This window comes from Sulfuricurvum sp. (assembly GCF_028681615.1).
In the GTDB taxonomy this organism is placed as follows: Bacteria; Campylobacterota; Campylobacteria; order Campylobacterales; family Sulfurimonadaceae; genus Sulfuricurvum.
This window is the reverse complement of record NZ_JAQUHV010000015.1, coordinates 1-18,780: the sequence shown is the minus strand read 5'-3', so window position 1 is coordinate 18,780 and position 18,780 is coordinate 1. Positions and strand designations below refer to the sequence as shown.

General features: G+C 43.1%; 22 protein-coding genes. 5 read left to right on the top strand and 17 right to left on the bottom strand.

Going from position 1 to position 18,780, the window contains the following annotated elements; translation table 11 throughout:
- Positions 1 to 56: 56 nt before the first annotated feature.
- Positions 57 to 296: a transcriptional regulator gene (locus PHE37_RS11495; RefSeq protein ID WP_299993516.1), complete on the bottom strand. Its 240-nt coding sequence runs from the start codon at positions 294 to 296 to the stop codon at positions 57 to 59.
- Positions 297 to 515: 219 nt separating this feature from the next.
- Here PHE37_RS11495 and PHE37_RS11490 point away from each other — a divergent pair, with 219 nt between their 5' ends.
- Positions 516 to 6,764, top strand: a complete 6,249-nt coding sequence (locus tag PHE37_RS11490) for a hypothetical protein (protein ID WP_299993517.1) — start codon at positions 516 to 518, stop codon at positions 6,762 to 6,764.
- The gene (locus tag PHE37_RS11485; protein WP_299993518.1) at positions 6,764 to 8,578 is read left to right on the top strand and encodes a hypothetical protein; all 1,815 of its coding nucleotides are present in this window, start codon (positions 6,764 to 6,766) and stop codon (positions 8,576 to 8,578) included. The genes PHE37_RS11490 and PHE37_RS11485 overlap by 1 nt, the downstream gene beginning before the upstream one ends.
- A 31-nt stretch (positions 8,579 to 8,609) precedes the next feature.
- Here PHE37_RS11485 and PHE37_RS11480 read toward each other — a convergent pair whose 3' ends face one another.
- The 16 genes from PHE37_RS11480 to PHE37_RS11405 form a co-directional block, all read right to left on the bottom strand.
- Positions 8,610 to 8,777 carry a hypothetical protein gene (locus PHE37_RS11480; RefSeq protein WP_299993519.1) on the bottom strand — a complete coding sequence of 56 codons (168 nt, stop codon included), beginning with the start codon at positions 8,775 to 8,777 and terminating at the stop codon, positions 8,610 to 8,612.
- Positions 8,778 to 8,787: 10 nt separating this feature from the next.
- Positions 8,788 to 9,321 carry a hypothetical protein gene (locus PHE37_RS11475; protein WP_299993520.1) on the bottom strand — a complete coding sequence of 178 codons (534 nt, stop codon included), beginning with the start codon at positions 9,319 to 9,321 and terminating at the stop codon, positions 8,788 to 8,790.
- Between the two features lie 180 nt (positions 9,322 to 9,501).
- Complete coding sequence (locus PHE37_RS11470; RefSeq protein WP_300008651.1) at positions 9,502 to 9,759, bottom strand: DUF1488 family protein; 258 nt, start codon at positions 9,757 to 9,759, stop codon at positions 9,502 to 9,504.
- Between the two features lie 31 nt (positions 9,760 to 9,790).
- Entirely contained in the window at positions 9,791 to 10,630 is an 840-nt protein-coding gene (locus PHE37_RS11465) for a ParB/RepB/Spo0J family partition protein (RefSeq protein WP_299993523.1), read from the bottom strand.
- 10 nt (positions 10,631 to 10,640) lie between these two features.
- Positions 10,641 to 11,162 (bottom strand): hypothetical protein, encoded by a 522-nt coding sequence (locus PHE37_RS11460; RefSeq protein ID WP_299993524.1) that lies wholly within the window; start codon positions 11,160 to 11,162, stop codon positions 10,641 to 10,643.
- Complete coding sequence (locus PHE37_RS11455; RefSeq protein ID WP_299993526.1) at positions 11,159 to 11,791, bottom strand: AAA family ATPase; 633 nt, start codon at positions 11,789 to 11,791, stop codon at positions 11,159 to 11,161. The genes PHE37_RS11460 and PHE37_RS11455 overlap by 4 nt, the downstream gene beginning before the upstream one ends.
- On the bottom strand, positions 11,788 to 12,183 hold the full coding sequence (locus tag PHE37_RS11450) for a hypothetical protein (protein ID WP_299993527.1): 396 nt from the start codon (positions 12,181 to 12,183) through the stop codon (positions 11,788 to 11,790). The genes PHE37_RS11455 and PHE37_RS11450 overlap by 4 nt, the downstream gene beginning before the upstream one ends.
- Complete coding sequence (locus PHE37_RS11445; RefSeq protein ID WP_299993528.1) at positions 12,180 to 12,344, bottom strand: hypothetical protein; 165 nt, start codon at positions 12,342 to 12,344, stop codon at positions 12,180 to 12,182. The genes PHE37_RS11450 and PHE37_RS11445 overlap by 4 nt, the downstream gene beginning before the upstream one ends.
- The gene (locus tag PHE37_RS11440) at positions 12,341 to 12,574 is read right to left on the bottom strand and encodes a hypothetical protein (RefSeq protein ID WP_300008649.1); all 234 of its coding nucleotides are present in this window, start codon (positions 12,572 to 12,574) and stop codon (positions 12,341 to 12,343) included. Before PHE37_RS11440 ends, PHE37_RS11445 begins: the two co-directional genes overlap by 4 nt.
- The gene (locus tag PHE37_RS11435; protein WP_299993530.1) at positions 12,571 to 12,882 is read right to left on the bottom strand and encodes a hypothetical protein; all 312 of its coding nucleotides are present in this window, start codon (positions 12,880 to 12,882) and stop codon (positions 12,571 to 12,573) included. Before PHE37_RS11435 ends, PHE37_RS11440 begins: the two co-directional genes overlap by 4 nt.
- A gap of 11 nt (positions 12,883 to 12,893) precedes the next feature.
- Positions 12,894 to 13,097, bottom strand: coding sequence for a hypothetical protein (locus tag PHE37_RS11430; RefSeq protein ID WP_299993531.1), 204 nt, complete (start codon positions 13,095 to 13,097; stop codon positions 12,894 to 12,896).
- A 10-nt stretch (positions 13,098 to 13,107) separates the two neighbouring features.
- Complete coding sequence (locus tag PHE37_RS11425) at positions 13,108 to 13,890, bottom strand: antA/AntB antirepressor family protein (RefSeq protein ID WP_299993532.1); 783 nt, start codon at positions 13,888 to 13,890, stop codon at positions 13,108 to 13,110.
- 137 nt (positions 13,891 to 14,027) lie between these two features.
- Positions 14,028 to 14,231 carry a hypothetical protein gene (locus PHE37_RS11420; RefSeq protein ID WP_299993534.1) on the bottom strand — a complete coding sequence of 68 codons (204 nt, stop codon included), beginning with the start codon at positions 14,229 to 14,231 and terminating at the stop codon, positions 14,028 to 14,030.
- Between the two features lie 283 nt (positions 14,232 to 14,514).
- The gene (locus PHE37_RS11415; protein ID WP_299993535.1) at positions 14,515 to 14,751 is read right to left on the bottom strand and encodes a transcriptional regulator; all 237 of its coding nucleotides are present in this window, start codon (positions 14,749 to 14,751) and stop codon (positions 14,515 to 14,517) included.
- Positions 14,752 to 14,846: 95 nt separating this feature from the next.
- Positions 14,847 to 15,335, bottom strand: coding sequence for a hypothetical protein (locus tag PHE37_RS11410; protein ID WP_299993537.1), 489 nt, complete (start codon positions 15,333 to 15,335; stop codon positions 14,847 to 14,849).
- A gap of 862 nt (positions 15,336 to 16,197) precedes the next feature.
- Positions 16,198 to 16,875: a LexA family transcriptional regulator gene (locus PHE37_RS11405; protein WP_299993538.1), complete on the bottom strand. Its 678-nt coding sequence runs from the start codon at positions 16,873 to 16,875 to the stop codon at positions 16,198 to 16,200.
- A gap of 107 nt (positions 16,876 to 16,982) precedes the next feature.
- On the opposite strand from PHE37_RS11405, the gene PHE37_RS11400 reads away from it, so the two are divergent.
- The 3 genes from PHE37_RS11400 to PHE37_RS11390 all read left to right on the top strand — a co-directional run.
- The gene (locus PHE37_RS11400) at positions 16,983 to 17,207 is read left to right on the top strand and encodes a helix-turn-helix domain-containing protein (RefSeq protein ID WP_299993539.1); all 225 of its coding nucleotides are present in this window, start codon (positions 16,983 to 16,985) and stop codon (positions 17,205 to 17,207) included.
- Positions 17,208 to 18,074, top strand: a complete 867-nt coding sequence (locus PHE37_RS11395; RefSeq protein ID WP_299993540.1) for a hypothetical protein — start codon at positions 17,208 to 17,210, stop codon at positions 18,072 to 18,074. It begins immediately after the preceding gene.
- On the top strand, positions 18,071 to 18,780 hold a 710-nt coding region (locus tag PHE37_RS11390; protein ID WP_300008647.1), incomplete at its 3' end, for a hypothetical protein. The genes PHE37_RS11395 and PHE37_RS11390, both read left to right, overlap by 4 nt.

The window sequence follows — 18,780 nt, the reverse complement described above, 5'->3', positions numbered from 1 at the left end:
GTGTTTGTCAAGTGTATTAACGTATTAAATTTGTATTTTGTAATTTAATTAACGTATTATTTACGGGAAATTACCCTTTCAAATATGTTTTTTAAATCATCAAGAGTTTTACTCTCTTCTTTTAACATAATATTTTCATTAAATAGCTCAATGGCTTTTAACATTGGTTTACTTACTTCACCAGTACGGGAAGCTTTACCGACTGCTTCTTCTCCGTATCCTATATTTTCTCCAAGCTCTTTATATGTCATACCGTGTTCTTTACACGTCGCTTTGATAATATTTTCGTTTTCCACTCTGAATACCTCTAAGTAGTATTATTTACAGTTTTAATGCGTAATAGTAGCATGAAGCGGTGTCGAAAAGTATTAAGTCCGTCTATCTCAATTACCCCCGCTATTTTATAAACCCAAAATTATTTATACTCATTGAAACGATGCGCTGGTGATTACTCACCCTATTTTATAAACTGTAAAGTAGTTATTATCGAATCAAAGAACCATATTAGGATGATTATGAACCAAGAGCTATTTAAAAGTAAAGAATTTTTAGATATGAACCCTTCGGATCAGAAGCTGGTGGCACGTCAATATTTTATAGAGAATATTGCCACCGGAAAAGATTATGCCGATATGCCACAATCGGATAAAAATGCTGTGTATAAACAGTATCTTACTGAGTCTATTCCAAAGCCTGAAAAAAGTACTCTCACTAAAGTCGTAGATGCGGTTACGGCTCCATTTAAAGCCGTAGCTTCTGCGTATGAAAAAGATCAAGAAAAACCGACTCAGCCTATAAGTGCGGTCGAAAAATATGCACTGGCTAAAAACCAGTATGCTATGGGCAGACGCAGCGATGAGTATATGGATACGTTAAAGCAAGCTGCTGAGCTCGAAGTCGGGCATCAAAAACGCGAAGAACAGAATCAAAAACGGACAGCTCAAATCGAAGAGTCTAAAAAACCCGCACTCCAACAACTCTCCGATCAGTTTAACCCTGCCCGCCCTATGATGGCGATCCCTACTACTATCGGTTCTGTAATCGGGGGGGAAGAGACGGGGAAAGCAATAGCGAAAGAGTTTGGCGGGGATTATCAGTATAGAAACGGGGAGCGGACTACAACGTTTGCCGATGCAAATCCTGATTATGTACTCGCTGAGGGGGTTATCGCCGATCCCCTCAACTCAGTCGGGGCCCCAGTCAAAGCAGTAGGGCGTGCAGCCAATATTGCTAAGATACGAGAAACTAAGGTGCTGAGCGCAGGGCAGCAGCATATATTCGATGCGGCGGATGATATTTTAAAAAGCTCATCGGAGGCTATGGGTATCGACCTACCAAAGCCCAAAGCAGCCCCTGAAGTCCTCGCTAAAGATGAAGCGATTGCCAAGGCGATAGCGGATGAGTATGGTGCACCTGAGATTGAAATAGCGAAAGAAGTTCCCAGTACAGGAAAAGAAGAGGTTGCAACCGACATCAATGTCAGTCACAAAAATGAAGAGATTCCTACCTCAAATCCACACCCAGAGGATATAAGACCGGCGGATTCTGCATCTGCTAACAACATCAATGTCGCACCCAAAGAAGAAATCCCCCCGGTAGATCCAAAAGTCAAAGCGCAAGCGGAGCAGGATACACGGGTGCAAGCGGCGCATGAAGAAGCAATGGCGCGTAAAGCGGAACTCGAAGCTCAGCAAAAAGCACAAGAAGCTTTCCAAGCGGACAAAGAGGCCATCGAGTCGCATCCGCGTCTCCAAGAGCTGATAGATATGCGACGTGATGTATCCGCCAAGCAAGCGGAGCGCCCGAATATCCGTGAGAGTGACCGCATCCTCATCCATGAAAATAACGGCGGAGGATATGAAACGACGGTAATCCCCGAAACGGATGTCAAAAACTATGCTCATGATATGAGCCTCACGAAAGCGGATATCGCCTCGTATGAGAAAAACGGCCTGACTCCCGAACTCTCTGAGAAGTTTAAAAAGGATTTAGATGTACTGGATAATCATCCGGAGTATCGTCCTGTAGAGCCTACGGGGAGAGTAGAGGGGGACAAGTATATCGATGAAGCTACCGGAGAGGAGGTGGATATCCCGTTTTCAAAGGGGGAAAGTGTACCTGAAGTCCATACGATGGAATCGATGAAGCAATCGGTACGCTCTGCGGTAGGAGAGGATATCGATAGCCGGTTATCTCCGATCCTGCAAACGATTAGTAAAGCGGATATCCCCGAAGCCGTACTCAAAAAAGCGGGGGATAGCAGCGATGGGATACACGGGTTTATCCATGAGGGGAAAGCCTATATCGTAGCGGATAATATCCCTAAAGAGTGGAGCGATTCACAGGTACGCGGGCTGGTGATGCATGAAGTGGGGGTGCATCTACGTAAAGCGGGATCAGGGGATAAAGAGTTTAACCGTATCCTCAGTACAATGCGCGAAAGCGATGACCCGATCATCAAAGAAGCGTATGCGCGTGTCCCTGAAAATACCGCTGCACATAAAGTCGATGAGGAGGCACTGGGATATCTGATTCAAGCGCATCCGGATACTACAATCGCACGTCGTGTGATCGCATGGATCAAACAGCAGCTGATCCGTCTCAGTATCAGCCCGATGCGTCTCAAACTGACACCGCAGGATCTATCTGCGATGGCATGGGGGGCGGTGAAGCGCGGGGATAACCAAATTATTTCTAAAGATACGATGCTCCATGCCAGAGTAATCGAAAAAATGTATATTGACCCTAAGAGCGGCCGCATCAATATGAATGCTCTTGCTAAAGAGGCAATAGAGCTGCCTGAGCCTATCGGTAAAAAAGATTTCTTCGATCTTTTAGGGACACATTCATGGGTAACATTGAAAACTCCTGCCGGAGATGTACGTCTGCATGCCGGTGAAACCTATCGCCATTTTTCAGGGAATAATACCTATTATGCAGATCGTCAGCATTTATCAGGAGCGCTTTACTCTACGCTTAAAGAGCCTCTTTTTGTTGTGGAAGAAAAAGTAAAAGGGAATGTTACGTACTATAAACCGTTTATCGAGAAAGACGGGTTGACGCATCTGATCGGGATTACTAAAGATGGGGATGGCAGACTAAAACTTAAAACATTTTTTGATGTCAGTGAAGATCGTGTAAAAAGTATGATGAAAGTACCGGATGGTCATGTGAAGTATTTTAAACACTCAGACCCCGCGACTCACGTCGGACAAGGCATAGCCTCTAAAACACCGAGCGATCATATGATCGACGGAAAGGGTCTGGATGAAGAAATTATACACCCGAATGGTACGGATAGTCAAGAAGTACAGTTTTCACGGGCGAAAGAAGAGCCACAATCCGCCGGCGGATTTTACAGTGCGGCACAAAGAGCTATCGAGAAGATGCCTCCGAAGATGGAGAGTGAGGCGTTTATCAAGTACCTCAAAAACAACGGGGTAAAAGATGATGAGATCCTCCATAGCGGAATCGCTAAAGCGGTAGAGGGGAAAACGTCGATTACGAAAGCGGAGATCGAGGGGGCGTTTGCCAATCCGGTGATGGAGAGAAAGGTTCTCGAAGCTCCAAAGTATGAAAAGTATTCCACGGATGGTGGGGAAAATTATCGCGAAGAGTTGACGACTTTACCCGATAGTAAAGGAAGTTATTCTTCATCCCACTGGGATGAGCCAAATGTACTCCTCCATACCCGTCAGCAAGATACTATTATCGATGGGGATAAAACGCTCCTCGTTGAAGAGATCCAAAGTGACTGGATGCAGGCAAAGCGTAAAGGTGAAAATGTACCTAATGCCCCTATGTCAAAAACATGGCATGAGTTCGGTATGCGTCAGCTCATCGATGAAGCGGTGGCCAAGGGGTATGATCGTGTCGCGTGGGTGGACGGTGCAACACAGGCGAATCGATATGCGATGAGTCACAGCGTAGATCGTCTCGTATACAATAAAAATTATCATGTCATCGAGGGTTACAAAGACGGCAAATCGGTGATGTACAAAAACGCGGATGAGGGTGAACTCGAACACCTGATCGGGAAAGAACCGGCGAAACGTCTGATGGAGAATGAAGTCCACAAAGGCATCCATGAGATCAAGGGGGAAGCACTCGATATCGGCGGGGACGGGATGAAAGGGTTCTATGACAAGATCCTCGTAGACTATGCCAAAAAGTACACGAAAAAATGGGGAGTAACGGTAGAGAAGAAAACGCTTCCGAATGGGGTAGAGGTATGGAGTTTTCCCGTCAATGCCAAGATGAAAGAGGATATCGCCAAAAACGGTCAGGCGCTCTATGCTCATGGATTTGGAGCAATAGCGGGAGTGGGGCAGGATGAGAATGGGAATATCACGTTTGATCCGGTAAAGGCAGTATTGGGGATGGCGGGTATCACTGGGGGGACATTGCTCCTCTCTAAAACCGCACGTGCTGCTGTCGGTAAACTCGTCGGTGATATTCATCATATGAGCCAAGAGCGGATTAAAAATCTCGTGAATCATACTATCGCTAAAACATTAATCGATGATAAGAATATCGTCAAAGAGGCATTAAAAGACTGGGCGCATACTCATTTTACTCTGCCAAAAGCTTATGAAACGGCAACTCAGTTGAAACATGCAGGGGTAGCTCAGGATTTTGCCGATGCTACAGTCTTGCATAAAGCTCTCTCGAAGATGGAACTGGAAACCAATATGATGTTACAGCGGTACATCGTCAAAGATATTACGGAACTGCCTGAGCCGTATGCATTTTTAAAACGTCTAGGGGATACGATCAATGCCAGAATAAATGCTCAGTCTGAGGAGCTTTTTGAACTGGGAATGATCGATGCTGAAACTCGTGATGCGTATCGAGATCAATATCTAAAACGTCTCTATGATGAGCATTGGTTTGGGGCTAAGGAAAAACCGCATGTTATCACTAAAGGGCTGCCGAAAGAGTACCAACGGGGTAAACAGCTCGTTACCGATAAGGCTGAAGAGGCATATAAGTACCTAAATGATTTTGGGGTTGTTAAGGGGTTAGAGCCTTTAGATACTTTTAACTCCAATATGGACGAACTGATAGCTGATGCTACAGAAAAAGGGTATTTAGGTGAAAAAACAGCAGGTGGGGTAAAAATCGATTTTGATAATGGGAAAGTCGTATTTGATCGTGACTGGACTAAGGGTGAGCGTGAGGCGATGGGTGAGATCGAAAATGCAGCACTCACTGTCCCTAATACGATGGCACGTTTAGCCAATCAAGTACAGACGGCTCGGATGTTTAAACAGCTCGCGGATGATCCTACTATCGTATTTAAGGGAGAAGTCAAAGACGATGAAGTAATGAAGGGGATGGGCTGGGTCAAAATGCCTAACAGTAAACGATACGGGGCGCTCTCTACCCAATGGGTCGATAAACGTGTAGCGCAGGATTTAATCCGTATGGAAGAGATGGGGGAAGGGTTTAAAAAATGGTTAGGGGCTTTGTCATTTTGGAAACAAAGTAAAACCGTATGGAATGCGGGGTCGCATTTTAATAACTTCTCTTCTAATATCATGCTCCGTTTCTTGTCGGGGGATAATAACCCTTTTGAAAACTTCGATGAAGCGTATAGGATGATGAGAGCGCATACACGTATCGAGGATTTAAAGGTTAAAAAAACGGCGGGTCAGGCAAGCAGTGAAGAACTGCAAGAACTGGATACATTAATCCAAGATAACCCTTATGTCATGGAGGCAGTGAAAATCGGGTTATTCGGTAAATCACAACTGCAAGATATCCTGCATGGTTATGGCGGGTCTGAGTATTTCAAGCAACAAAAGAGTGGAGTAGGTAAAGCCCTAGGCAAAGTGAATGAGGTTGCTCAGGGTATGTATCAAGCGGAAGATGGGTTGGTACGTTTAGCGATGTATGTTACACGCCGTCAAAAAAATATCAACATGATTGATGCACAGCGTGAGATCGAAGCAATACTTCCAGACTATACCCGTCCACTCCCAAGCGGGGTGAGAAAACTACGGGATAGCGGTGCGGCTCCTTTTATCTCATGGACGTATTATGTTCTCCCAAATATTTTGAAACTTGCTAAGCAGAATAAATGGAGGGCAGTAGCAGTGATCGGTGCTCCGATGGTACTATCTGAAACAATTATGCAAATGGAAGGGAAATCTAACGCCGATTTACCAACGGATGCAGTAGGAAGACGACTGGGGTATAACGTCGATAAAGATGGGCATATCGATACAATCAAGATCGATCGTATTTTACCCGGATTTGATATCGCCTCTATCCCTATGGAAGCCGTTATCGACGGAGCACGCGGGTATCAAGTATCACACTCCACCGTCCATGCCCTATGGGAGGCAACGAAAGGGGCAACTGATGCTTCATCTAATTTTGCTGCATCTACCTTACTGAGCGGGCCTCCAATATCTGCTGCTGTAGCAACATTGCCAAAACATACCGATAGTTATTCGGGTCGTCCTATCATCGGAAGCGGTAAACAAACCGATGCTCAAGAGATGATGAACGTCGGGCGATTCGTTGTAGATAAAGCGATACCGGTTCCAATGGAGGCTATGAATATCTATGATTTTGCTAAAGGGCAGATTGTCGAAGAGAAAAAACGTAAGCAATACCAAGATGTAGTACCACGTACTACTAAACAACAAATGCTCAAACTGTTTGGGGTTAATACTCAAACCTATGATCCTAAAGTAACGGATAAAAATCTAAAGAAAAATGAGAACGCTATGAAAAAATTGTTCGGGGGTAACTGATGAAAACGGTCGTGGAACTGCGTTTAATGCTCACTGAGAGTTATGAGCTCTCACGTGACTGGAGAGCCAATGCGAATAAGCATCGCCGGTATTTTGACGGGGATCAGCTCGATCCTGAGACGATAGCGGTACTCAGCTCACGCGGTCAGCCGATACAGTGGGAGAACCAGTATAAAAAGATCGGGAACAAGATCCTGGGGTACAAGCTGGGGAATGAGCAGAAAGTCAGCGTAAAAGGTCGCCAGCGTGTCGATATGGGAGAGGGGCAGATCATCGGGGATGTCCTCAACTCTATCCCCGACAGTACCGATTTTTATGCTCACAAAGAGTTATGCGACGAGGATCTGATGATCGCCGGTATCTCGGTGATGGAAGCGTCGGTGCGTATCCTGCCGAGTACCGATATCCTCGGTAACAGCGAAAAAGAGATCCACGGGTTCCACGTACCGTTTAACGAAGCGTATCCCGATCCGTACTCGAAGTCTCCTGACTATTCCGATGCGCGGTATTTTCACCGTGTGCGATGGCTGGATCGTGAAACACTGTATGAGCATTTTGATGCCGCACTCGTCGATACTCTCCTAAGTGACAGCAACTATACGAACGATTATGATCAGAACGAGTGGCGCAACCGATACGGATCACGCGATATGAATCGTCACCGTATCCTCGTCACGACGACGTGGACAAAAGAGTACGATAAAGCACTCGGTAAGCGGGTGACGCGATGGTATATCTGGAGCAATAACACAATGCTCAAATGCGGGGACAGTCCGTATCTGTTCGACGGGTTCCCGTTTGCCATCCGTAAGCTGTTTCAAAAGAAAGACGGGTATGTGTACGGGCTGTTCGAGGATATCATGCCGTTACAGGACAGCATCAACTTCAAACACCTTCGTATCGCGAATATGCTCGGAAGTACGAAACTGCTCTATGAAGAGGGGGCGGTGGATGATCCGGATGTATTTGCGGATGAGTACAGCAAAGATGATGCCGTCGTCAAAATGCGCGACGGGGCAATCAGTGATGGTAGAATCAAAGAGATCAAGCATAATGCGGAGATCCAGTATCTCATGCAGCAGATCATCGATACCCGCAAGCAGTGTCAGGAGATCATAGGGCTCAATGATGAGGCGCTAGGTACTGCGTCGAACCGTTTGAGCGGGTTTGCGGTAGAGAAACGGCAGAATGCGGGGATGGTAGGGTTACAGCGGTTCCTTACACGCAGTGAGAATCAGGATCTCGATTTCTACCGAATAGGATGTTTTTATGTCCAGCAGTATTTTGATGCGGAGCAGATTTTCCGTATCGTGGAGAGGGATGAAGCGGAGAAATACTTTACGATCAATGAGATCGAGAGAGACAGCTACAATGCAGTAGTGCGTGAGAACGGTATCCCGAAACGTCGCAATAAGATCATGGTAGGGAGATACGACATCACGATGCAGATGATCCCTCAGAACAACGGGGCTATCGGTGAGCGCTATGCTCAGGGTACGGAACTGCTCAAAGCGGCCGCTCAGATCAATCCTCTGCTCGCTCAGCGGTATTTCCCTGAGCTTCTGCGCGATGTGCAATCACCGGCAGCGGATAAGATGCTGGAACTCGTCATGGAACTGGAGAAAAATGCCGGTAATCCGGAAGAGGCTCAGATGCAGCAGCAGCAAGTACAGCTCGCCCTTAAACAGATGGAGAGTAAGATCAAGAATCTCGAATCACAGTCGCTCGTCAATGCGGCGCGTGCTCAGCATTTTATTTCACAATCGGGTGGAGTAGCTGATCAGGGGAATGGTACTGGGGGTGAGATGGGGTAGGGGAGGAGGCGAGTTAGGCCGCCTCTATAAATTATGCTGCGGTTACTTCTTGTAACTGCTCTGCATAAAAATCAGTTGTTTTATCGGATACGTTAAACCAATCAAGGTTTTTAAGTGTTCCGTTTTCTTTTAGATGTTCTTCCAATGCCAAAGATACTGCTTCAATTAGAGCTACTTTTACATTTTCTGCGTTTTTCATCTTTTTTTCCTTATTTTTGTAATGGGGTTATTTTTCTAAAATAAAGCCAATGCTTGTTTCTACTACAGATAATATCGGTTTCAGCAAGGATATCCATTAATGCTTTATTCTTTACTAAACGATCAAAAGTTTTAATCATACTCTCTGTTCGCCCGTAAATCTTTAACTCTTTTGCCATAGCATAATCGGCGAATAAAAGAGCCATCGAGTCAAAAATAGATGAACCTAAAGCTACAGCAACATCATCATGATTGAAATCACCAAGAACTAAATCAGGGTGTAAATCAAGATCAAGTAATTTTATCCAAGGTGCACTTGATCTTGGCATTGCATGAATTATACTAAGTAAAGCCCGTGATCTGCCATCTACTAATTTAAAGATATAGGCATGATTATCAGGTTCTGCAATACTTTTCTTTAACGCTCCTACTTTTTCATAAAGGTCATTAGCATAAACTGTTCCTTCATCACCATACGGTAATGTAGACTCTGACCAATCAGATAATAGTGCATCTAAATCTGATACGGTAGCTTTATGAAGCATATAAGACCTTTAAAGTAATTGTGGACGCGAATTTTACCATAGTGTGAACCGATTTGCAGTGCACGCACTAAAAAATATACCACAAATTTGCAACAATATGGACATAAAATTGTATAAATCCTAATTTATGTGGGTATTGTGCACTTGTGTAACAGCCTAGCTACGATCCGCCGGCGGATTTTATTTTAAGTCGGATTTATTGATTATAACAGGGAAAATTTTGTTTCTGATTTTATCCTCAGCTATCGATTGTATACGATATTTGTTTGCATTGAATTTATCAATATCACTCCGCTCTTTATTTACTGGGTCACAATCAGTTAAATACTCCTTAGTAACTGTACAAGTTACATTATTACCGTCTACTTTTGCTATGAAAGATATCCCCTTATCTACTGCCCATGGAGTAGAACCTTGCAGGTTAAATTGTATATTCATTTTTCTTCCTAATCGGTGTCTATTCTGCATATTATACACCTTTCGATTTGTATTTTTTGATTAGCTCGGTAAGCTCTGATTCAAACGCTTTTTTCTTTTTCATATCGAGATCACTCTTACTGATAAAGTATGAATGATTTGATTGTTCAAAGAGATTTCGTTTTGAGTCTTCTTGGTCTTTTTGGAATTTTTGCTTTGAATTTATAAGCTGCAATGTCATACGAAGATCAGATCGGTTTGTATCACCTCTAAGGATACGGTGATATTCTCCGATTTGGGTGTGCTCCGGATACTTTTGCAGTTCGGCCAGTAGTTCGACACCGATGGAGGGGCGGTGAGTGCTTAGGTGCTCTCTTACCTCCGGAGAGAGTCGGCTGATGGATCGGATGTTTCGGATTTTGGTGAGGGAGTATCCGGTGATCCCTCGGATCTCTTCATCTTTCATCGAAGCGAACGGCTCACGCGATAGGGCGATTTGGATCTCGATGGGGTGAAGGTCGGAGCGTTGGACGTTTTCGATCAGGGCGAGGGATGCCATATCTTCATCCGAAGCATCGATGATGTTGGATTTGATCGTTTCTCGTCCTAAGAGTTTATGCGCTTCTAGGCGGGTTTGCCCTGCTATGAGGGTATAACGATCACCGTTTCGTCGCACGGCTATAGGCTGGAGGAGTCCGTGTTTATCGATGGAGTCTGCACGTTCTCGAACGACTATCGGATCATAATCGAGGCGGGGCTGATATGGGTTCGGGTCGATGCGGGCGATGGGGATGTCTCCGACATTGGTGTCGGTGACATCGGGTGTGTTGGTTCCCAGTGATGCACCGGCTGCGATGGAGGCTAGGAGGGCGGGGTTGAATTTTTGGGTCATAGTTTGCTCCTCAATAATCACATAGATCGATGTTGTATGTGAGTTCTCTCAGAGCCTCTATATCCATAGATCCTCCGAGAAAAAGAGGTATCAGTTTATGGTCAATCTTACGAGCTTTCAAATCATATCCATCCGGCTTGATTACCTCTGATAAAATATCCGTTGCTAATTTAATTGCCGTATTTTCAATGAACTCATCATTAAGTGTTCTAACGTAATACCATATTGCATTAACATGAGATCGCTCGACATAATCCTCGCTTGCATAAATCTCAATGTCAGTGTGAAATCCGTACATTTTACTTTGCGATTGTAATGATGTTTTGAACTCTTGTAAGTGTTCAATCAATTCATCTAGATCATCACATCGGCTGAGATCAAAGTCGGATTTTGAGTATGAAACGTATGTCGAAAAGTCTTTGTCGTTGTTGTGCAATTTTCCATTAAGGCTCATATCCATGTATTGAGCGTGACGCTTGATAACGTGTTTTTTTTGCTCTTCTATGAGAGCTTTAAATTCGATATTATTCATCCCATCACCTCCCGTGCCAGTCGTGTGATCTCATCGGCGGCAGTGGCGTATCGTGCCGGTTGTTCTGCTACACCGATACCTGTTCCCATCGATGCGGAATACACCGCTCTGCGTCGGATGATCGTTTCTGCTATCGTGGCGGTCGGTCTGAGAGCGGCTACTTCGCGCACTTTTGGGAACGTAGATGCTCTGTAGTGCGCGTGGTTAATTACGAATGTGATCGGAGGCAATGGAGACTGCTCCTCGATTTGTGCGAGGAATATCGCGAACGTCTGAAAGCCGAAAATCTCTGTGGGGTCTTCGGAGATGGGGATGATGATCTGATTGGCGATAGCGATGGCTACACGTCCGAGGTCGTAATCGTATCCGCCTACGTCGATGAGGATATAGTCAACTTCTGTGTTTTGGATGAAGTCTACCAACTCTTGAATCGTTTTGGGTCTGAGCACCGTGAGCGGTTCCAGTCCTGAAGCAACTCTCGCATCGTTCGTATGGGTAAGAGTAGAGTGAACATCGATGTCAATAAAAGCGATGGAAGCTCCGCTCTCACGGATAGCGGCTCCGATGTTCCATGTGATGGTGGATTTTCCCATTCCGCCTTTGGTACTGGCTATGGTTAGGGTTTTCATGATACTACCTCGTCATAGGTTTCATTTTTTGTAATTAACGTAGATTGATAGGACACCTCTACATTTCTTTGATAGCTATATATGCTACCGCATGATTGACATTCCTCTGAGTCACTACTATCTGAATACTCCCAACTATCACTTTTATTTGCCCCGCAATGAGGGCATTTAATCTCATCTTCCCCATATGTTTCTTCTTCAAAAATAGGATTTATTCGCTTTACAAAGATGATATCTCTTTTCATATCCCATGAGCATTTATAATAAAAATCTCCATTTATCTTTAGAAGATTTCTATCAAAAGTTAAGGGGATATCTATTTCAATGATGAAATCAAAATCTTCACAATCTTTATCACATATTTTTTTTACATCCCAGTGTGCTATTCTCACTTTCCACCCCCTGCAACTTTTTTCAATGTCTCCATCGATCCGGTTCTGACTGCTCCGTTGTTGTTTGCTGCGACGATGTGATCGGATTTGATCTCTACGGTGTAGCCGTGACATTTTGCGTATTTTGCCAACTCTTTTAGGTCTTGGGTTTTAGGTTTCATGCTGCTTCTCCTGCTTGTTCGGGTAATAATGTTTTCATCGCTGTGATGATGGATCGTTTGTATGCCTCGCTGCCACCGGTGAACTGTTGACGGAAGTACATGTAGATCGCCATTGTGGTTTTCTCGATCTGTGCGGCTATCTTGGCCGATAGGGTGTATTCGCTGTAGAGTTCGGTCAATGACGTATAGAGCGCCTCGAACTCTTCTTGGGTTTCGGGGCTCACTCTCATAGCGTATGTCCGATCCATGCGGCAGAGTACAGGAACGAGATCCATGCTGAGGCTAGGGCGATCAGTGCGGCAACGAATTTGATAATCGCGAAGACATAATAACTTTCGGCGCGGAAGATGGTAGAATACGCAACTATCGTTAAGATAAAATAGACTAAACCGGCGATGGGTGATCCAAGCGATAACCCTAGCGGAACGAGGATCGTATGGAATACGGATTTTATGACGTTGCTTTGAGCGTGGTTGTTATCATAGGCTTTATCGGTGTTTGGCGAAACCCCGATAGCGTTAGAGAGTACTTTTGACATATTCGACTCCTTTATGATGCTATTTTATTGATAGCGGCGTATGCTGGGCGGTCTTCTACACCGTCCAGTGCTGATTTGATCTCTTCGATCACCCCTGCAAATGTGAAATATAAACCCTCCATACGGAGAGTCCCCTCAGGAGCGTTTGCGATAGCTCCGTTTAGAAATTCCAGTTTTGTAATGGCTGTTTTGATTTGTTCTATATGAGATGCCATGTGAGGCTCCTTATCTTCGTTTTTTAGAGATATCGATGGTATCTACAAAGTCGATAGCCGAGTCAAATTCTCGTGATGGGATTTCGGTGTAGTGATCGACGTTGAAATGCTCTTTTAGTTTTGAGAACACAGCGAGTTTTACGACTCCATCATCGAGTCTGAGTTCATCGGACAAATCTTTTGCATTGCTCAACACACGTTCATACAGTTTTTTACGCTGTGATGGTGTAAGGCGTTTATCACCGATAGAACCTTGCAATTCTGTGAGCTGATATCGGATCGCATCAAGGGTTTCGATCGTTTCGTATCTAAACCGGACATGCGCATCGTATTGGATTTTTTGGAATGCTTCCAAATCATCTATCTTTTTCTCAAATCGTTCGACCATAGCACTCACCTGATGTGGGACACTTGGGGCTTCACCTCGTGCGATTTGATCGAGTGGGGTATCGGATATGCCACGTTCTGCCCAGAATCGTTTTTCGATCTCGATTAGGTAGGTACGGACGATTTTGCCTTGAGGAGTTCGGGATACCATTGCGATGTGTTTAGCGGCATCGAGGGAGAGGGTATATTCGATACTTGTAGTCCCTCCGATTGCTCGCTCACCTTTTAGGGTGAACGAGGCATAGTCTACTCCCTTATCGAGTCCAAGGTTATTAATCTGCCCTTTGATCCAACTTGAAAAGTCTTTGCGTGCTCCGAGTGATGCGTGAAGCTCACGGGCGTTTACGGTTTTGATCAGCTCTGTGCCGATAACTTGGTCTTTAATGTGCAGTTCTATGATTTGCATAGGAACTCCTTTAATTAATTTTTTGTGTATCCATTCGGATGTTGTGAATATAACTAAGCAGGTAAGCACAAATTATTAAGTATTAATTCGGATTATCTTGATTGGTTTGATTTGTTACGTATTGAAACGATGCAGTGTTATTGGGCGAGGAGGTAGGCTTCGAAATGAGCGAGCTGTTGCTGCATGATTTTTATCCGTTCAAGATTCAACTGCGCGTCTATCGAGTCAATCTTGTTGGGGTGTGCAATCATTAGCTGCATGGCGAGTTTCGCCCCTGTTGGTAGCCCTCTGCGTTTCCATTCACTGATTGTTGACGGGAGAACTTCAAACATTCTTGCCAACTGTATCTGCGTGATACCTAGCACCCTGCATGTTAGTTCTATGCGGTCTTTGTCGCTCATGGGGTTTCCTCTTGTAATTAGGTTTTTGTGAATTATTCCATAACCGATAGGCAAAAGTTATTAACAATAAAGAGAGGTGGGGGATGATTGGGAATCTCTCTGTTTCAAGGAACAGATACATTTAATGTATCACAAAGAGAATAATAATACATATTTTATATTATGTCAATAGTAAACATATATAATTTGTATGATTTTGTTTGATTAGTATATGTATAATGTCTTATTGAACTGCTTTTTTGAGGAAATTTTTGAATTCTTGATACTCTTGTACCTGATTTTCGAGATCAATAGTGCGGAGGTAGAGTTCAATAGCTTTTTGGAGAGGTTCACTTAATTTTCCAGTAGATGCCGACTGACGTATAGAGCTTTCACCATACCCGATCCGCTCACCAAGCTGTGCGTAGGTGAGGCTATGATCCCGACAGACTTTTTTAATGAGGTTGAGTTCTTCGGACATGGGTGGTAGCTCCGTGACGGTAAATATATGCATGTTAATGCATTAATGTACGTCATTTTAGCGTAATGGGTCGTTAATAATTATTAACTATGTTTTTAGTCGCACCATGATTTTATAATCTCTTCTTTTATGTCATCCCAAAACCAAACAAATAGAGCTGAAGCGATCAGTAAAATATAAATATGCGGTATAGATGGGTCAAAATGTATCATGTGGGTCGCTATAGTTGGCTCTCCATCTAAGTATGCACCATGACCATCATATTCTACAGTTCCATATCCTTCTTGGATAATTTCATCATCTTGTATTATAAATAATGGAATAGAGGTATACCACGATGAAAATATAAGAAACATTGGGGCTTTTGTGGTATTAAATAATGGGCAAAGCTTCTTTTTCCATAAATATAATAATCCTATTACACCCATAATATGTATTGCAGAACCTATACGAAGCCATATTTCTTTATACGAACCAAATAAGTTACTAAAACTCATAAAGGTTCCACCAAATAAGAAGAAAATAACGGTGAATGCTGATACAGTATATAAACCTATTTTTATCCGATATGCATACATTTTCATCAAAATCCTTTTTAAAGTTATCTCTCAGAGCCTCTACAAGGCACGAATGTATCTTAGGTAGGGCAATGGTGCATCAATATCGTTTCTACGTTCTCACGTATTATACCACGCTTCTCACCGCGCACAAACCGCCGCCCCATTTGTGATTTTTTTACCCCTTCCTCATCCGACACCGCGCCCCATTTGAAATTTTTTTGGCTGATTTTTAGGCTTTATCGGAACGATTCTTATCAATTAAGTAATAACCCCCGAGCTTTTTCTCTGTTTTTTGGACGTAAACGTGGGTTCCGGGTGAAAAAAAGGACGAGTCCAAGTGTCCAATTCCAAAGATGGAGGGAGAGGATTTGATCGGGTAATGAAGTTGGGATGATCCGCCGGCGGATTGATTAAAAAAGCTGTCACGCTATGGGTAAAAGAACGTATGGTTCTGCAACCTAAAAGCTTAGAACCCCACTATACACAGCGTTTTATTACATGGTATTGTCACGTTTTACTAAATTCGTGCCTAAATCGTGGTAGAAAATTGGTAAATCGGTAGGAAAGTGTCATATTTTATTCGGATCACAGCCCTGTAAAAAAAGGCATATTGGAAATAGGAGGGGGGCAATTCCCCCACGCGGGCGGGCGTATATACACCCCATTCCATAAATGCACCATTCTATAAAAAATTTCAAAAAATTCTACAGATTAGTCCAGCTATGCATGAAAAAAAATTTCAAATGGGGCGCGGTGTCAAAGTGCCAAAATGGCACGTTAGAAACATGGTTAAAGTGCCAAAATGGCGTTTTTAAAGTGTCATTTTGGCGTGTCTCTTACTATAATAAGAAAGATTAAGTATCTTTATTGTGTTTTCTCTCTTCTTTTAAATGAGTTTTCCACGATTGTAAACGACAACAACGCGACCAATCACCTCTACTTCACTGCGATTTACATCAAATTGAGGGTAATAAATGTTATCTGATTTTAGCAGCACTTGATCAGGGGTAGACGGGTCGTTGAAAATTCGTTTGATCATCTTCTCGCTTCCGGTCCTAACGAGATAAATTTTACCCGACTCTATTCCATGATCATTGATATCAAAGAGCATAATACCTCCGTTTAGGATTGTACCTTCCATAGAATCATCATCTGCTCCAACTGCATTGAGGGTATGGCCATCTCTGAGCAGCTCTGGGTAATCATTCTTTGGGAGAACAATATACGATACCGATCCGGGGTGTTCTGGCAATGAATCAGGGATTGATTTGATATTTTTGAAATATGGGACAATAATCATTTTTGTTTCATCTATGTCTGATCTATCACTTTCAAAAATTATCTTTCCATTCAGCTCTCCGCGAATACCGGTAAAGATAAAGTCTGAACTTATACCGCGTTCACGACAGATGGTAATGATTTTTTCATACGGTAGTGAGTCGCGTGTTTTTCGCTCAGAGTAAGCAGCATTTGACATTCCCATATATTTTGCCATTTGCTGATCTTCAGTAAAGCCCAATTCATTTTTAAGTCTTTCCATGACTTCGGAAAATATTAACTTCATTTCGGATTATCCTAATTAGAGTTTAAGTTTAATGATGACATAATTCAACCTTAACTTGATTGACATGTATTATTATACAACAAAATCACAATTAAAAGGGCTATAAGTTGCAAAAATCCGAAATATACTTAGCAGCACTTGCAAAAGCCAAAGTAGCATTCAATGCTCGAAGTGATAAAGCATTGGCAGAAATCCTAGAATTAGATCGGACTGCAATAGCAAAAGCAAAATTAAGAGGAACTGCCCCAGTGAAAAATCTTGTTGAGGCTTGTATCAAGCACCAAGTAAGCATCGATCATATCTTCGGCATTACTCCTAAATCGAGCGAATAGATGCTATCCACGACGATCCACAACGATATCAGGGCAGAACTAGGGCTGAGTGTAGATGAGTACCTCATAGCCGCCGCAATCGATTTCTATGCGTACTCTCCTTATAACGAAGAGCCTTGGGCATTTAAAAAGTCTAAAGAGATCGGGGAATTATTCAATTTTTCGAGCCGAACTATGGTTCGATCAGTTGATACTCTCGTTTGCACCGGTGTCGTTGAGAAGTCAGGACACTTCAAGATGCGAACTACCAAGCTCTGGAGAGAGATTCACAGTCTCAAAAAAATCGCAAATGGGGCGGCGACTCCTAAGAGCGGTGAAAATCCGCCGGCGGATTCTGCTCCGCGCAAAGAGTATGAGGCCAAGATGAGTGAATTGGATCATGCAAACTGGGTCATATTTTGGGAACTCTACAAAACTATCAACTACCGAGACCGCGAAAATTCATGCAAAGTGTTCGCAAAATTCTCAAAACACTTCAATGAAATCATGTTTGGGCTTCGCCACTATATATCCGACCTATCAGAAAAGCCTTGGCAAGAGGCAAAACTCGCCTCATCTTGGCTCAATGCAAAGAGATGGATGGATTACGAGGGTAAAGAAGAGCCCAAAAAAATCGCAAATGGGGCGGCGGACGTGAAGAGCCCTATGGATGAGTTCCGGATCAAGTGTCTGAAAACAATGCATGACCTCTTCGATGGCGGTAAGGCGGATCGGTTCGATATCGAAGGGGAAGAGTTGGAGCATGGATTTAGCGATATCGAGCTCAAAGCGATCCGTGATTTAGGCGGTTTTTCGGTTGTTATGAAAACATGCTCTGATGGGGATTTTGCGGTTAAGTTGAAAGCTGTTTGGAAAGGAATAGAATGAAAATTAAAAAAGAAACACCTTGGGATTGCATTGGATTTCAGTTCATGACTGGTGATAGAGATGAGTATCCAAAAAATAAACTTGTTTTGTTTTTACCTTGGGGTCATTACTGGATCTATTTTGATAAAGAGTATATCAAACCATTCAAATATGACTATTTTAATTCCTACTCAAAAGAAACATATCCTCAGTACGCTGAACGAGAATTTGGAATAACTATCTCAGATGGTCATTTTTTGCAAATCAAATATGGGAAACAAGAAGGATTTTCAAACGGGCTTAGTTGGAGCAATATAAAAGAAAATAGATGGTCATGTTTTTTGCCTTGGAAAGAAAAAAAACATATTTATCGTCATTTCCTAACTCTTGATAGAAAGTTATGGTGTGATGTAACAAGAGCATATGCTTCATGGGAAATTAAACAGATTCAGCCAAATAAAAAATTTGACTTTCTTGATTTTGATGGAGAAAAAATTACTGCATCATGTACCGTTGAACAAAGAAGATGGGAACATGGTGTTGGGTTTTTCAGATGGTTAAAATATTTTAACAAACCAATCATCTCAACGTCTCTTGATCTTCATTTTAGTGCAGAAGTTGGAAAACGTAAGGGGTCATGGAAAGGTGGAACTATCGGGCATAGTATAGAAATGCTCGATGATGAAAGCGTACAAGAGTGTTTCATTCGGTATTGTCAAAAAGAAAA

Bases quoted from the DNA above. Each gene is read 5' to 3' on its own strand.
- PHE37_RS11415 (WP_299993535.1), bottom strand. From the start codon at position 14,751: ATGTCCGAAGAACTCAACCTCATTAAAAAAGTCTGTCGGGATCATAGC.
- PHE37_RS11470 (WP_300008651.1), bottom strand. From the start codon at position 9,759: ATGAATATACAATTTAACCTGCAAGGTTCTACTCCATGGGCAGTAGAT.
- PHE37_RS11405 (WP_299993538.1), bottom strand. From the start codon at position 16,875: ATGAAGTTAATATTTTCCGAAGTCATGGAAAGACTTAAAAATGAATTG.
- PHE37_RS11475 (WP_299993520.1), bottom strand. From the start codon at position 9,321: ATGCTTCATAAAGCTACCGTATCAGATTTAGATGCACTATTATCTGAT.
- PHE37_RS11445 (WP_299993528.1), bottom strand. From the start codon at position 12,344: ATGAAACCTAAAACCCAAGACCTAAAAGAGTTGGCAAAATACGCAAAA.
- PHE37_RS11480 (WP_299993519.1), bottom strand. From the start codon at position 8,777: ATGAAAAACGCAGAAAATGTAAAAGTAGCTCTAATTGAAGCAGTATCT.
- PHE37_RS11410 (WP_299993537.1), bottom strand. From the start codon at position 15,335: ATGAAAATGTATGCATATCGGATAAAAATAGGTTTATATACTGTATCA.
- PHE37_RS11465 (WP_299993523.1), bottom strand. From the start codon at position 10,630: ATGACCCAAAAATTCAACCCCGCCCTCCTAGCCTCCATCGCAGCCGGT.
- PHE37_RS11455 (WP_299993526.1), bottom strand. From the start codon at position 11,791: ATGAAAACCCTAACCATAGCCAGTACCAAAGGCGGAATGGGAAAATCC.
- PHE37_RS11460 (WP_299993524.1), bottom strand. From the start codon at position 11,162: ATGAATAATATCGAATTTAAAGCTCTCATAGAAGAGCAAAAAAAACAC.
- PHE37_RS11430 (WP_299993531.1), bottom strand. From the start codon at position 13,097: ATGGCATCTCATATAGAACAAATCAAAACAGCCATTACAAAACTGGAA.
- PHE37_RS11395 (WP_299993540.1), top strand. From the start codon at position 17,208: ATGCTATCCACGACGATCCACAACGATATCAGGGCAGAACTAGGGCTG.
- PHE37_RS11490 (WP_299993517.1), top strand. From the start codon at position 516: ATGAACCAAGAGCTATTTAAAAGTAAAGAATTTTTAGATATGAACCCT.
- PHE37_RS11440 (WP_300008649.1), bottom strand. From the start codon at position 12,574: ATGAGAGTGAGCCCCGAAACCCAAGAAGAGTTCGAGGCGCTCTATACG.
- PHE37_RS11425 (WP_299993532.1), bottom strand. From the start codon at position 13,890: ATGCAAATCATAGAACTGCACATTAAAGACCAAGTTATCGGCACAGAG.
- PHE37_RS11485 (WP_299993518.1), top strand. From the start codon at position 6,764: ATGAAAACGGTCGTGGAACTGCGTTTAATGCTCACTGAGAGTTATGAG.
- PHE37_RS11435 (WP_299993530.1), bottom strand. From the start codon at position 12,882: ATGTCAAAAGTACTCTCTAACGCTATCGGGGTTTCGCCAAACACCGAT.